12 protein-coding genes and 1 pseudogene are annotated in these 14,506 nt (G+C 66.6%); 9 read left to right on the top strand and 4 right to left on the bottom strand.

Annotation, left to right across the window (positions count from 1 at the left end; genetic code table 11):
- Positions 1–46: 46 nt before the first annotated feature.
- Positions 47–1,993 (bottom strand): molecular chaperone HtpG, encoded by a 1,947-nt coding sequence (htpG, locus tag QZY48_RS17140; RefSeq protein WP_295433185.1) that lies wholly within the window; start codon positions 1,991–1,993, stop codon positions 47–49.
- A 397-nt stretch (positions 1,994–2,390) separates the two neighbouring features.
- Between htpG and QZY48_RS17135 the strand changes: the two genes are divergently transcribed.
- From QZY48_RS17135 to QZY48_RS17105, 7 genes and pseudogenes are all read left to right on the top strand, one after another.
- Positions 2,391–4,025, top strand: coding sequence for an alpha-D-glucose phosphate-specific phosphoglucomutase (locus QZY48_RS17135; protein WP_295433182.1), 1,635 nt, complete (start codon positions 2,391–2,393; stop codon positions 4,023–4,025).
- Between the two features lie 79 nt (positions 4,026–4,104).
- Positions 4,105–4,671: a Uma2 family endonuclease gene (locus QZY48_RS17130; RefSeq protein WP_295433180.1), complete on the top strand. Its 567-nt coding sequence runs from the start codon at positions 4,105–4,107 to the stop codon at positions 4,669–4,671.
- A gap of 415 nt (positions 4,672–5,086) precedes the next feature.
- Positions 5,087–5,848, top strand: coding sequence for a Uma2 family endonuclease (locus QZY48_RS17125; protein WP_295433177.1), 762 nt, complete (start codon positions 5,087–5,089; stop codon positions 5,846–5,848).
- 218 nt (positions 5,849–6,066) lie between these two features.
- Positions 6,067–6,765, top strand: coding sequence for a Uma2 family endonuclease (locus QZY48_RS17120; RefSeq protein WP_295433175.1), 699 nt, complete (start codon positions 6,067–6,069; stop codon positions 6,763–6,765).
- 49 nt (positions 6,766–6,814) lie between these two features.
- Positions 6,815–7,762 (top strand): Uma2 family endonuclease, encoded by a 948-nt coding sequence (locus QZY48_RS17115; RefSeq protein WP_295433172.1) that lies wholly within the window; start codon positions 6,815–6,817, stop codon positions 7,760–7,762.
- Positions 7,763–7,826: 64 nt separating this feature from the next.
- Positions 7,827–8,093: pseudogene (locus QZY48_RS17110) on the top strand (Uma2 family endonuclease); the annotation flags it as partial.
- Between the two features lie 5 nt (positions 8,094–8,098).
- Entirely contained in the window at positions 8,099–9,250 is a 1,152-nt protein-coding gene (locus QZY48_RS17105) for a hypothetical protein (protein ID WP_295433197.1), read from the top strand.
- 269 nt (positions 9,251–9,519) lie between these two features.
- Here QZY48_RS17105 and leuA read toward each other — a convergent pair whose 3' ends face one another.
- A complete protein-coding gene (gene leuA, locus QZY48_RS17100) occupies positions 9,520–11,214 on the bottom strand; it encodes a 2-isopropylmalate synthase (protein WP_295433195.1) in 1,695 nt (564 codons plus the stop codon).
- A gap of 366 nt (positions 11,215–11,580) precedes the next feature.
- Between leuA and QZY48_RS17095 the strand changes: the two genes are divergently transcribed.
- Both QZY48_RS17095 and QZY48_RS17090 read left to right on the top strand, forming a co-directional pair.
- Entirely contained in the window at positions 11,581–12,048 is a 468-nt protein-coding gene (locus QZY48_RS17095; RefSeq protein WP_295433170.1) for an Lrp/AsnC family transcriptional regulator, read from the top strand.
- A 51-nt stretch (positions 12,049–12,099) separates the two neighbouring features.
- Positions 12,100–13,557 carry a DUF2867 domain-containing protein gene (locus tag QZY48_RS17090; RefSeq protein WP_295433168.1) on the top strand — a complete coding sequence of 486 codons (1,458 nt, stop codon included), beginning with the start codon at positions 12,100–12,102 and terminating at the stop codon, positions 13,555–13,557.
- On the opposite strand, the gene QZY48_RS17085 is transcribed toward QZY48_RS17090, so the two are convergent.
- Positions 13,499–13,795, bottom strand: coding sequence for a hypothetical protein (locus QZY48_RS17085; protein WP_295433165.1), 297 nt, complete (start codon positions 13,793–13,795; stop codon positions 13,499–13,501). The genes QZY48_RS17090 and QZY48_RS17085 overlap by 59 nt on opposite strands.
- A 264-nt stretch (positions 13,796–14,059) precedes the next feature.
- Positions 14,060–14,506, bottom strand: a 447-nt coding sequence (locus QZY48_RS17080; RefSeq protein WP_295433162.1) for a hypothetical protein, incomplete at its 5' end; no start/stop codon positions are given.

Below are 14,506 nucleotides of genomic sequence, written 5' to 3'. Positions count from 1 at the left end.
GCCGACCCGGGTCGCGCCGCACCGGGTGCGGCGCGCCCGGCGGGGCTCAGCGCCCGGACAGCAGTACGTTCATCATCAGGCTGTTGAGCCGCCCGACGAAGGCGGCCGGGTCATCCAACTGACCGCCCTCGGCGAGTTGCGCCTGATCGAACAGGATCAGGCCCAGGTCCGCGAAGCGGGTCTCGTCCTCCTCCGTCTCCAGGCGCTTGACCAGGGGGTGGTCCAGGTTCACCTCCAGCGTCGGGCGCTGCACCGGGGCGTCCTGGCCGACCGCCTTCAGCACCCGGGCCAGGTTGGCACTCATGTCGTACTCACCCACGACCAGGCAGGCCGGGGAGTCGACCAGGCGGGCGCTCGGGCGCACCTTGTCCACCCGCTCGCCGAGCGCGGTCTTGAGGCGCTCCAGCAGGGTGCCGTGTTCCTTGGCCGCCTGCTCGGTCTTGGCCTTTTCCTCGGCGTCCGCCAGGCTCCCCAGGTCCAGGTCGCCCTTGGTCACCGACTGCAGATGCTTGCCCTTGTATTCGTGCAGGTGGTTGACCAGCCACTCGTCCACCCGGTCGGACAGCAGCACGACCTCCACGCCCTTCTTGCGGAAGACCTCCAGGTGCGGGCTGTGGCGGGCGGCGGCGGGGCTGTCGGCGGTGATGAAATAGATCTTGTCCTGACCCTCCTTCATCCGCTCGACATAGCCGTCCAGGGTCTCGGTCTGGGCCTCACCCTCACCGTGGGTGGTGGAGAAGCGCAGCAGGCCGCCCAGGCGTTCGCGGTTGGCGAAGTCCTCCGCCGGACCCTCCTTGATCACGCGGCCGAATTCTTTCCAGAACTCGGCATATTTTTCCGGCTCGTCCGTGGCCAGGGTCTCCAGCAGGCCCAGGATGCGCTTGGTGTTGGCCTGGCGGATGGTGTCGATCTTGCGGTTGTGCTGGAGCAGTTCGCGCGAGACGTTGAGCGGCAGGTCATCGGAGTCCACCACGCCCTTGACGAAGCGCAGGTAGTGGGGGAGCAGCTTGTCCGCCTGGTCCAGGATGAAGACACGGCGCACATAGAGCTTGATACCGTGCTTCTGGTCCCGGTCCCAGAGGTCCCAGGGCGCCTTGGAGGGGACGAAGAGCAGGGTGGTGTACTCGTTGGTGCCCTCGACCCGGTTGTGGACATAGGCGAGCGGCGGGTCATAGTCGTGGGAGAGGTGCTTGTAGAACTCCTGGTATTCCTCCTCGGTCACGTCGGCCTTGTTGCGCATCCACAGCGCCGTGCCGCGGTTGACCTTCTCCCAGACGGGACCCTTGTCCTTGGGCTTGTCCTCGCCCGCTTCGGCCTCGTCGCCCTCCGGACCCTCATCGGCGTCTTTGAGCATCTCGACCGGCAAGGCGATGTGGTCGGAGAACTTGCTGATGATGGAGCGCAGCCGCCAGGGGTCCAGGAATTCCTTCTCGTCCTCCTTCAGGTGCAGGGTCACGTCGGTGCCGCGGGCGGCCCGCTCCACCGTCTCCAGGGTGTAGCTGCCGCGTCCGTCGGACTCCCAGTGCACCCCGTGTTCGGCGCCGAGACCGGCGCGGCGCGAGACGATCGTCACCCGGTCGGCGACGATATAGCTCGAGTAGAAGCCGACCCCGAACTGGCCGATGAGCTGGCTGTCCTTGGCCTGATCGCCGGTCAGCTTCTCGAAGAAACGCTTGGTGCCGGAACTGGCGATGCTGCCGATGGTCTCCACGATTTCCTGGCGGCTCAGGCCAATGCCGTTGTCCGACACGGTCAGGGTCCCGGCCTCCTTGTCCACCGTCACGCGGATGCGCAGTTCGCCCCCGTCGCCCTCGTAGAGCCCATCGTCGCTCAGGGCCTCGAACCGCAGCTTCTCCGCCGCGTCCGAGGCGTTGGAGATCAGCTCGCGCAGGAAGATCTCCTTGTTCGAATAGAGTGAACGGATGACGAGATCCAGGACCTGGCTCACCTCCGCCTTGAACTCCAGTGTTTCCTTATGCGCTTCGACAGTCATACGTTTGTCTACCTCTTTGAAAAATCGATCTGTGAGTGTTCGCCGGGGCCCCCTGGCCTGCCGACAAACCGAAAGTCGTAGGGTGCGCCGTGCGCACCGGGCGGTCGCCGTGTCATGGCGGCCGGGTCTGCGGTCTGCGCCGATCGACATCCCGGTGCCACGGCGTGACGCAGCAGGTGCGCACGGCGCACCCTACGTCGGCCTGACGCCGTTCGGCGGGACTTAAGGGGCGTCCGACGACACGCGCAACGCCGACGGTGTTATTGTCGCACGCCGTCCCGGGGCTACAATCCCGACTTCCCGCCGTGGCCGCGGGTGCGCCGCACGAGTGCGCGGCGGCCGCGCGACCCGAACCGCATCAATGTAGGCCATCACACCGACAATCAAGGGGTTGACCATGGAGCCGAAAACGATCAAAACCACGCCCTTCGCGGGGCAACGCCCAGGGACCTCGGGGCTGCGCAAGAAGGTCCGGGTCTTCGCGCAGCCGCATTACCTGGAAAACTTCGTCCAGTCGATCTTCGACACCCAGGACGCGCTCGCCGGCGGCACCCTGGTGGTCGGCGGTGACGGCCGCTACTACAACCGCGAGGCGATCCAGACCATCCTGCGCATGGCCGCCGCCAACGGCGTCGCCCGGGTGCTGGTAGGCCAGGGCGGCATCCTCTCCACCCCGGCGGTCTCCTGCCTCATCCGCAAGTACAAGACCCAGGGCGGGATCGTGCTCTCCGCCAGCCACAACCCGGGCGGGCCGGAGGAGGACTTCGGGATCAAGTTCAACGTCGCCTCCGGCGGACCGGCGCCCGAGTCGGTCACCGAGGCGATGTTCGCCCGCACCCAGACCATCGACACCTATCGCAGCCTGGACTGCCCGGACACCGACCTGGACCAGCTCGGCACCGTGCAGATCGGCCCCATGCAGGTCGAGGTCATCGACCCGGTGGCGGACTATGCGGCCCTGATGGAGTCACTGTTCGACTTCGGCGCCATCGAGGCGCTCTTCAACTCCGGGCTCTTCCGCCTGCGCTTCGACGCCATGCACGCGGTTACCGGCCCCTATGCCATTGAGATCCTTGAAAACCGCCTGGGCGCCTCGCCCGGCACCGTCATGAATGGCGTGCCGCTGCCGGACTTCGGCGGCCACCACCCGGACCCCAACCTGGCCCACGCCCAAGAGTTGGTCCACCTGTGTCACGGCACCGACGGTCTGGACTTCGGCGCCGCGTCCGATGGGGACGGCGACCGCAACATGATCCTGGGCAAGGAATTCTTCGTCACCCCCAGCGACAGCCTGGCGGTCCTGGCGGCCAATGCCCACCTGACCCCGGGCTACAAGGACGGTATCCGCGGCATCGCCCGTTCCATGCCCACCAGCCAGGCGGCCGACCGGGTCGCGGAGGCCATGGGGATCGAGTCCTTCGAGACCCCCACCGGCTGGAAGTTCTTCGGCAACCTCCTGGACGCCGGGCGCATCACCCTGTGCGGCGAGGAGAGCTTCGGCACCGGCTCCGACCATGTGCGCGAGAAGGACGGGCTCTGGGCGGTGCTGTTCTGGCTCAACCTGCTCGCCGTGCGCCAGCAGTCAGTGGCCGAGATCGTCACCGAGCACTGGCGGCACTTCGGGCGCAATTTCTACACCCGCCACGACTATGAGGCGGTCAACGCCGAGGCCGCCGCCGGGCTCGTGTACCACCTGAACATCCTGCTCCCGGCCCTGCCCGGCAAACGCCTGGGCACCTATACCGTCGCCTATGCCGACGACTTCGCCTACACCGACCCCATCGACGGCAGCGTGTCGAAGCATCAGGGCATCCGCATCGGTTTCGAGGGCGACGCCCGCATCGTGCTGCGCCTCTCCGGCACCGGCACCGAGGGCGCGACGCTGCGGGTCTACGTCGAGTCCTACGAACCCGACCCGACCAAGCACCACCAGGACCCCCAGGACGCCCTGGCCCCGCTCATCCGGATCGCCCGGGACCTTGCCCAGATCGAGGAGCGCACCGGGCGGGCCGAGCCGACCGTCATTACTTGACAAGACCCAGGCGCCAGGGATGGCGCTGCAAACTCGGCTAAGATGCCAAGAACAACGCACTGGTAAGAGCAATCCGTCGATGGAAGCCCTAAAGCTGCAGACTGTCGATGACCTGATCGAAGCGGACGATGAGCGCGTCGAACTGATCGACGGCGAACTCGTCCGCCGCCCTATGGCGCGCTTCGAGCACGGTCTCGCCCAACTGGCCCTGTCCGATGAAGTCCAGGTTTTCCGACGCGCTGGAGGCCCTGGCGGCTGGTGGATCGTCAGCGAGATCAGCGTCCGCTACAGCGAACATCAATGCCCTGCTCATGACCTCGCCGGCTGGCGCAAGGAACGCGTACCCGAGCGCCCCAGCGGCGTCATGACCCTGCCCCCCGACTGGGTATGCGAGATCCTCTCCCCGGGCCATGAGCGCAAGGACACCGTCCACCACCTGCTGCTGCTCCAGCGTGCCGCCGTCCCCTATTACTGGATACTCTCCCCGGAGGACCGCACCCTCATCGTCTATGCACTCGACGGCGGCAGCTACCGGGTATGTTTCTCGGTCGCGTATCGGCCGCCGGAGACCCAGGCCCGGGCACGCATCCCGCCCTTCGAGTCCATCGACATCGACTTGGGCTACATCTTCGGCGAGTCGAGTTGAGCGGGCGGCCGACCTGCGTCATCGTTCCCACCGGCGTTCGATCCGCACGGCGGTCCTCGGGAATTGGCTGTGCGCCGTAGGGTCCGCTGTGCGGACCGTCGCCCCCGCAGCCCCGTAGGGTCCGCTGTGCGGACCAGCGACCTCGCGGTCCACGCCAGATGCGCCCGCCGACGGATGGCGACCGCCGCGACGCCATCGTCACCCGAAGATCGCCCCCCCGCGGATATGCTGCCGCTGATCCGGCAGTATAAGAACCGGCGGCGGCAACACCTGTCGGCAATCACTGATGGCGCCAACGAGCAAGACGCCACCTTGTCCGCCACCCCCGCCGAGACTAACATCAAGGCCACACTCGGTCCCGGGCGGTTGCACTTGCCCATTGCCCGTCACCCTGACGCACTCGCGGAGCCGGCCCATGAACCCCCTGTCCTATATCGACCCAGACGACCCCTACCCGGAAAGCGACGGCCAACCCATGGCGGAAAACACGCAACAGTACGACTGGCTGGTCAAGATCAAGGAAAATCTGGAGATCCTGTTTGCGGACCGCCCGGACGTGTTCGTTGCCGGGGATCTCTTGTGGTACCCGGTGCCGGACCGCCGCCTGGCCGGCCCCATTGCCCCGGACGTGCTGGTAGCATTCGGCCGACCCAAGGGCCGGCGCGGCTCCTACAAGCAATGGGAGGAGGGCGGCATCGCGCCCCAGGTAGTCTTTGAAATTCGCTCGCCCTCCAACAGCGTCAAGGAGATGGCGGACAAGCTCGCCTTCTACGACCTCTACGGCGTCGAGGAGTATTACGTCTACGACCCGGCCGAGAACGCGCTGCGCATCTGGCTGCGCCAGGCAGGGCGACTCGCCGCCATGGCCCATGTCGGTGGCTGGACCAGCCCGCGTCTGGGGGTGCGCTTCGCCCTGACGGCCGCGGGCCTCACGGTCTTCGATCCCGCGGGGCGGCCCTTCCTGTCGTCCGTGGAACTGGCCAGACGGGCGGTCAGCGAGGCTGCGCGCGCCGAGCAAGCGGGTGCGCGTGCCGAGCGGGCGGATGCGCGTGCCGAGCAGGCGGATGCACGCGCCGAGCAGGCGGATGCGCGCGCCGAGCAGGAGCGGCAACGCGCCGAGCGGCTGGCCAAGCGGCTGCTGGCACTGGGGATAGACCCGGACGCCGCGGCGGACTGAGGGGTGGATCGTCACTGAAGTCAGCGTCCGTTACAGCGAGCACCAAGGCCGCTCCCACGAGATCACCGGCTGGGCCGCAGAGAGCGCGTGCCCGAACGCACCAGCGGCATCATGACCCAGTCCCCGAATTGGGCTAACATCAAGGCCGTACTCGGTCCCGGGCGGTAGCCCTTGCCCACCTCTTGCCCGTCACCCTGACGCACTCGCGGAGCCGGCCCATGAACCCCCTGTCCTACATCGACCCGGATGATCCCTATCCGGAAAGCGACGGCCAATCCATGGCGGAAAACACCCAACAGTACGACTGGCTGGTCAAGATCAAGGAAAATCTGGAGATCCTGTTTGCCGACCGCCCGGACGTATTCGTTGCCGGGGATCTCTTGTGGTACCCGGTGCCGGACCGCCGCCTGGCCGGTCCCATTGCCCCTGACGTGCTGGTGGTATTCGGCCGCCCCAAGGGTCGGCGCGGCTCCTACAAGCAATGGGAGGAGGACGGCATCGCGCCCCAGGTGGTCTTTGAAATTCGCTCGCCCTCCAACAGCGTCAAGGAGATGGCAGACAAGCTCGCCTTCTACGACCTCTACGGCGTAGCGGAATATTACGTCTACGACCCGGCCGAGAACACGCTACGCATCTGGTTGCGCCAGGGGGGGCGACTCGCCGCCATGGCCCATGTCGGGGGCTGGACCAGCCCGCGTCTAGGGGTGCGCTTCGCCCTGACACCCGCGGGCCTGGACCTCTTCGACCCCGCGGGGGCGCCCTTCCTCACGTCCGTGGAACTGGCCCGACGGGCGGCGCGTGAGGCGGCGCGGGCAGAACGGGAGGCAGAACGGGCCGAGCGATCGTCGCAACGTGCCGAACGTCTGGCCGAGCGTCTGCGGGCCTTAGGCCTGGACCCGGACGACGCCGCGGACTGAGGCGTGCCAGGCTACAATTCGGGCAATACACCACGCAAGGTTTGTCGCGATGTCCCCATCCACCGCTGCCATCTGCGACGCGTCGGCGCACCAGGCCCCCGCCGTCGCCCGCCCGCCCGGGGGCGCCCCCCAGGTGCCCGTCGAGCCGCGCTCGGCGGACGGACTCCGGGTCTCGGAGGAGACCTATTGGCAGGAGTATTACCTGGAATCAGACATCCGTTACGAGTGGAACAACGGTCGTCTGGAGGAGAAGCCGGTGTCCGACTACGGGACCTATCTGGTCTATGCCTGGTTCGTCAGGCTCTTGGAAGACTTCCTGGAAAACCGACCCATGGCCCGGATGGTCGCCCTGGACATGGGCTTCCGGCTGCCCCTGCCGACCGGGACCGTCATCCGCAAACCCGACTTCGGCGTCGTTTGCAACGACAACCCCCAACCCTTGTTGCCCCTGGATGCCTCCTATCACGGCATCTTCGACCTCTGTGTCGAGGCCCTGTCGGACCAGGACCGCCGCGGCCTCGAGCGCGACCTGGTGACCAAGAAGGCCGAGTACGCCGCCGGGGGCGTGCGCGAGTATTTCATCCTGCACCGCGAGCCCGAGCGCCAGTCATTCTTTACCCGTACGCCCGCGGGGCTCTATGTGCCCATCGCCCCGCAAGACGGCGTGATCCGCTCGCGGGTGCTGCCCGGGCTGCAATTCCGCCTGGCCGACCTGTGCACCCAACCCAGGTCCGAGGCGATGCGCGACGACCCGGTCTATGCCGATTTCGTACTCCCCGGTTGGCGGGAGGACCGGCAGCGTGCCGAGGCGCAGGCGCAGCGTGCCGAGGCCGAGGCACAAGCCAGACGGGAAGCGGAACAACGTGTTGAAGCCGAGGCACAGGCCAGACGGGAGGCCGAACAGCGTGCCGATGCGCAGGCACAGGCGCGCCGACAGGCCGAGCAAACGCTGGCGGAACTGCGGGCGCAGATCGCGGAGCACCGGCTGGACCCCTGACGCCGAACGCTTATCGCAGCCCGCATCGAATGCGCCGAGGAACGAAACGCAACAGTACGACTGGCTGGTCAAGATCAAGGAAAATCTGGAGATCCTGTTCGCTGACCGCCCGGAGGTGTTCGTTGCCGGGGATCTACCGCGGTACCCGGTACCCGACCGCCGCATCGCCGGGCCCATTGCCCCGGACGTGCTGGTGTCATTCGGTCGGCCCAAGGGTCGGCGCAGCTCCTATCGGCAATGGGAGGAGGACGGCATCGCGCCCCAGGTGGTCTTTGAAACCCGCTCGCCCGCCAACAGCGTCCGAGAGATGGCGGGCAAGCTCGCCTTCTACGTCGGATGCTCATCGCTCTCTCCGCGGCCTTGCCGTTGTTGCTTTCACCCATTGAGGAACCAACCGAGATGAATTACCGGACCGCACTGATAGACAGATTCTGGGATTTTGCCGAGAGCGCCGACTTGGTTGGACTTCTCGACGGCGAACGTTCGGCGTCGCGACCACCGGTTTTCAAGAGTGAGTATACCAATCACAATCTGCTGTTCCCGAACACCGGAGACTCGAATTACAAGGCACAATTGACTAACGTCATCCCGCAATCACGGCGGCATCGCTGGTTTCGCAGCATGACCAGTTCACAGGCCCTCGCCCAATCGGTTTTCGGGAATCTCCATCTCCTTGGCTGTGTTCACGTACTCGAGGGCCTCCAAACCGAAGATGGGTCGCCGTTCCTTGATTATCTTCCGCTGCGGGTTGAGCTCGAGTACGAAGTCAACTGCTTGGGCGAACCCCGGCCCACCTCCGTTGACGTTTTGTTCGAAGGGCCGCACAGGTATCGTATCGCCGTGGAGTGCAAGCTCTCGGAACCCGATGTCGGGTCCTGTTCGCGCCCGCGGTTGACTCCGGACGATGCGAACTACTGTCGAGACTACTGCGATGGTTCTTACGCGCCGCAACGCGGTCGCATAGAAAGATGCTCGCTGACAGCGATCGGCGTGCGATACTGGGATCACGTTCCCGCCTTATTCGATTGGTCTTCCGAAGACGATCAGCCTGAGTGCCCGCTTCGGTTGACCTATCAGCTTGTGAGGAACGTCCTCGCGGCTTGTGTCCGCCAAGGCGATCTGGGTGGGGCAACAACCGCGTCGCCCGTTCACGGGCACGCAGTCTTGCTGTACGATGAACGCAATCCCGCGTTTCTCGATGGCGGCGCGGGAGACCGAGAATTCCGGAACGTGAGCAAAGCCCTCAAGGTTGGGTCGCTTCTTCGCAGGTGTTCGTGGCAGGCACTGGCGGGAACGCTGGGCCAGGTTCCGCAACTCGGTTGGTTGGTGGACGGTATGGCCCGAAAGTACGGGATTGAGGGGCACGCGGCGCCCTATAATGAAGCGGGCCTTCGCGTCCTGAAGCCGCCAGTGATTGGGCGCACCGGGGCTGGGGACTTGCTGGGTTTGAGGCGTCTTCAGGGTTCGGCTCCCTTCTGGTTGGGTTGATCAGACTGTAGCCATGGTCTGTCTGGTCCGCAAGCCGTCTCAAGGACTGAAGATCGAAGAAGGCCGGTCGGACCGCGGACCCCACGACTGGGACGCGCGCGCTGACTCCTGGTCACACGACCGGGCTCCGTGCTGCACACGTGAAGCGATGTCAACCGACCGACCGAGCGCACGCAGTCCTCGGGGATCGACTCGAACGGAACGCCACTCACGACTGAGTATCCGCGGGGGATGCGGGCGCCGCACCGCTGTACGGCGCCCCCGGTCGCCTAGGCCGCCTCCGCCTGCCTGATCTGCGCCTCCCCCAGCACCGCATCCGGCACCATCCGGTTCAAAGCCGAAAGCACCGCCTTGAGCGAGGCCCCGACCACGTCCCGGTCGATCGCCGCCCCCGCCACCCGCGCCCCGTCGATATTGAGCAGCACATAGGCGGCGGCCTCGGCATCGGTGCCCTCGCCGATGGCGTGTTCCTGGTAGTCCAGCACCTGCACGCGCTGGCCCGCGAAGCCGACCCAGGCGGAGACGAAGGCGGCGATGGCCCCCTGACCTTCCCCCCGCAGGGTATGCTGACCCACAGCGTCGCCGAGCCGCACCTCGATATGGTCGTGCCCGTTGCGGATCAGCCGGTAGCCGAGCAGCCGCCGCGGTCCCTGGTCGCGCACGAAGTGCTCGCGGAACAGGCGCTCGATCCCCGCCGCCTCGACCTCCCCACCCAGGCGCTCGCTCTCGCGCTGCACCAGTTGCGCCAGTTCGACCTGGAGCCAGCGGGGCAGGTTGAGCCCGAAGTCGCGCTCCATGATGAAGGCGACCCCGCCCTTGCCGGACTGGCTGTTGACCCGCACCACCTCCTGGTAGGTCCGCCCCAGGTCCAAGGGGTCGATGGGCAGATAGGCGACCTGCCAGGGGGTCTGCGCATCCTGGCGCTTCAGACACTTGCGAATAGCGTCCTGGTGACTGCCGGAGAAGGCGGTATAGACCAGTTCGCCCACCCAGGGATGCCGGGGGTGGGTGACGATCCCGGTGCATTCGCCGACCACGGTCAGGATCTCGTCCGGGTGACTCAAGTCAAGGCCTGGGTCGATCCCCTGGCTGTAGAGGTTCATGGCGAGCGTGACCAAATCCATGTTGCCGGTGCGTTCGCCGTTGCCGAGCAGGGTGCCCTCGACCCGGTCCGCCCCGGCGAGCAGGGCCAGTTCCGCCGCGGCCACGGCCCCGCCCCGGTCGTTGTGGGTGTGGACCGAGAGGATCAGGGAGTCGCGCCGGCTGATATGGGTCGCGAACCACTCCACCTGATCGGCAAAGCGGTTGGGGCTCGCCACCTCCACCGTGGCCGGGAGATTGATGATCGCCGGGTGCGCCGGGGTCGGCTGCCACTCGTCGATCACCGCCTCGCAGACCTCCAGGGCATAGTCCGGCTCGGTGGCGGTGAAGCTCTCCGGCGAATACTGGAAGGTCCAGTGGGTGTCCGGGTAGCGGGCGGCGGCCTCGCGCACCCAGCGGGCGCCCTGGACGGCAATCGCCTTCACGCCCTCACGGTCACTGCCGAAGACCCAGTCGCGCTGCACCGGGGAGGTGCTGTTATAGAGATGGACGATGGCCCGCGGGGCCCCGTCCAGGGCCTCGAAGGTGCGGCGGATCAGGTCCTCGCGCGCCTGCACCAGGACCTGGATGGTCACATCCGCCGGGATCTGGTCCTCCTCGATCAGGCGCCGCACGAAGTCAAAGTCGGGCGCGCTGGCGGCCGGAAAGCCGACCTCGATCTCCTTCAGGCCCAGGCGCACCAGGAGCTGCCAGAGCCGCCGCTTCTGCGCCGGCCCCATGGGCTCCAGCAGGGCCTGGTTGCCGTCGCGCAGATCCACGCTGGCCCAGATCGGGGCCTGCCGGATGGTCCGGTCAGGCCACTGGCGCGTCGGCATGGCGAGCACCGGGCTCGGACGGTATTTGCGGTGGTCGAAGGGGGTCATTGCCATCTCCGGGGGGGGAAGTAAGGGAGTACGGAAGTACGATCGCGCCATTTTCGTTGTCGTTGTCGTTGTCGTTGTCGTTGTCGTTGTCGTTGTCGTTGTCGTTGTCGTGATCGAGGTTATCGTAGTGCGCCGGATTCTCTCGTACCCCAAAGTGCATCGCTTCTCCGATTACGATTACGACAACGACAACGACAACAATGGACTGACGTACTAACTCTGGTTGATGGGGGAAATACTACGCCCCAAGGCGCGGAAGATGATTGCGAACTTGATGCCGGATAGGGCCATCCAGGCAATTTTCTGCTAATTTTGCCGTGCAACGAGACCCAACAAACCCCCCAAACGCCAAAGCCCGGCAAAATTATGAAACTGGACAGCTACGACCGGCGCATCCTCGAAGAACTGCAACGCGAGGGCCGCCTGAGCAACCAGGACCTGGCCGACCGCATCGGCCTGTCCCCCTCGCCCTGCCTGCGGCGGGTGCGCGCCCTGGAGGAGGCCGGGATCATCCTCGGCTATCGGGCGCTCCTGGACGCCCGGCAACTGGGCTTTACCCTGGTGGCCATCCTCAGCATCTCCATGGACCGGCACACCCCGGAGCGGTTTGCGGGCTTCGACGCCGCGGTCGCGGCCATGCCGGAGGTCCTGGAGTGCCTGCTGCTCACCGGAAGGGACGCGGACTACCAGTTGAAGGTGGTGGTGCGCGACATGGCACACTACCAGGAACTGCTGCTGGAGCGGATCACGCGCATCGAGGGGGTCAGCGGCGTACACTCAAGTTTCGTCCTGCGCCAGGTGGTGGAGCGCACCAGTCTGCCGGTGGGGCCTTAAGCGCGCGTGCCAGCTCCAGACCCATTCCAGCCACGAACCCCCGGACGCACCATGCCACTCTCCCAAGACCCCCGTCTGCGACTCGTCTTCGGCGCCAGCGGCTACATCGGCACCTATCTGGTCCCGCGCCTGCTCGCGGCCGGGGCGCGGGTGCGCGTCTCCTCGCGCAAGCCCAAGACCCTGGAGGCGCGCGGCTGGCCGGGGGTGGAGATCGTCGAGGCGGACGCACTCGACCCGGCGAGCCTCCCCGCGGCCCTGGCCGGGGTCAGCATCGCCTACTATCTGGTCCATTCCATGGGCGCCGGCAAGGACTTCGGACGGCTTGACCTGACGGCGGCGGCCAACTTCGCCGCCGCGGCCGCCGCCGCCGGGGTGGAGCGCATCTGTTACCTGGGCGGCCTGGTGCCGGCGGACGCCGTGAGTGAACACATCGTCTCGCGCCGCGATACCGGGGAGGTACTGCGCCGCGGCGCGGTGCCGGTCACTGAACTGCGGGCCGGGATCATCGTCGGCCCGGGCTCGGCCGCCTTCGAGGTCATGCGCGACCTGGTCTACCACCTGCCGGTGATGATCACGCCGCGGTGGGTCACGGCCAAGTCACCCCCGATCGCGCTGGACAACCTGCTGGAATACCTGACACTGGCCCCGGGTCTGCCCGAGACCGCCAACCAGGTCCTCGACGCGGCCGGACCGGAAACGCTCACCTACGCCCAGATGATGCGTACCCTGGCAGAGGCGGCGGGCCGGCGCCCGCCCTGGATCATCCCGGTACCGGTATTGAGCCCCAAGCTCTCGGCCTATTGGCTGCGCTTCGTCACCGCCGTGCCCACCAACGTAGCCCGCGCCCTGATCGAGGGCCTGAAGCACGACTTTACCGCCAACCCGGAAGAACTGCGGCGACTGGTCCCGCAGCGCCTGCTCGACTTCCGGGAATCGGTCGATGCCGCCTTTGCGGCGGAACGCAACGCCCAGGTCCTGGCCCGCTGGACCGAAGGAGCCTTCAACATGCGCCAAGGCCGACTCGACTACGCCTATTACGCCAAGCGCGCCGGCGGCAGCGCCGTCACCACCGCCCCCGCGGCGGCGGTGTGGGCGGTCGTCGCCGCCATCGGCGGGGACAACCGCTATTACTATCTGAATTCACTCTGGACCATCCGCGAGACCATGGACTGGCTGGTCGGCGGCCGGGGGCTGGCCCGCGGCCGGCGCCACCCCACGCAGGTGCGGGTGGGCGATCGGATCGACACCTGGGAGGTGATCGGGGTGGAACCCGAGCGGCGCCTGACCATGACCTTCGGCCTGCGCGCCCCCGGGGCCGGGGTGCTGGAGTTCGAGCTGGAGCCCCTGCCGGGGGGCCGCACCCGGCTGACCGCCACCGCCTACTGGCACCCCGCCGGGGTCTGGGGACTCATGTACTGGCTCGCGATGGAGCCCTTCCATCAGGTCATCTTCACGGGCCTGACCCGGGAGATCTGCCGCCGGGCGGAGGGTGCTCGTGACGTTGGTTGAGGCTTACGAGAATCGACACTACCCCATCGGCGCTGCTGACCCGGTGGAGGCCATCAAATTCCGCATGGACCACATAGTCGTTGAGTTCCAGACCCTTGTGCTCCCGGCAATAGCGTATCGAGTCGGCCAGGATCTGCCGGCGGTGATGGCGGTCGAACAGGTAATACCAGCGCTGCACCGTGAGAGTCAGGAAATAGGTCCCAGCATTCAGGTCCACTGGCACGCGGCGTGAGGGCATGATGTTTGCTGTCGCTCGGGTAAATAACGCTCCAGTGAATGACGCTCAATCAGGGAAAGGGCCATCGGCAATGGCCGGACGGGGCATTCGCCCCGTCCGAAACGTTTTCTCCGAACCTGTCGGCCCAATCAACGGTCGGCCACGGATCAAACGTTCGGGGCGGGGCGCATGCCCCGTCCCGCCGCGGTTGATGGGGCATACCCCGTCCGGTTTGAGCATACCCCGTCCGGCCCGAGGCACTGGGCTAGGTCCCACCAATACCGCTCAACCTGCGGGTGGACGCGACTGCGGCGACTGGCCGCCGAGCAGGACATCCAGGGTCGCGGCCTGGAAGATGCCGTCCAGCCAGGTGTCCAACTGGCCGAGGGTCGCCGCGTCGATACGCGCCTGCGCCCAAGGTGGCAGATCACCAAAACGGACCCGGAGCAGGCGTTTCAGCGCATCGCTCTTGCCTTCCAGCTTCCCCGTCCGCTCGCCTTCCCGCATCCACTTCTGTGTCCACTCGTCAACGTGTTCGGCCAACATGGTTTCGACCTCCCCTAAATCGTGCAGTTCCGGCAAATTCTCGCCTGGCAGCAGGCGCCGGAGCAAGACCCGCGCGAACCAGACCGTCAGCGCCCGTCGCAGGCTCGCGTAGCGTGGACCCTGCAACCGGGTGCCAAGCCGACGCAGGATCGGGCGTAGCGCCTCCGGGCCTTCGGCGGCCAGGGT

This window comes from uncultured Thiodictyon sp., assembly GCF_903828115.1.
Taxonomy (GTDB): domain Bacteria; phylum Pseudomonadota; class Gammaproteobacteria; order Chromatiales; family Chromatiaceae; genus Thiodictyon.
This window is presented reverse-complemented; position numbering and strand designations above follow the sequence as displayed.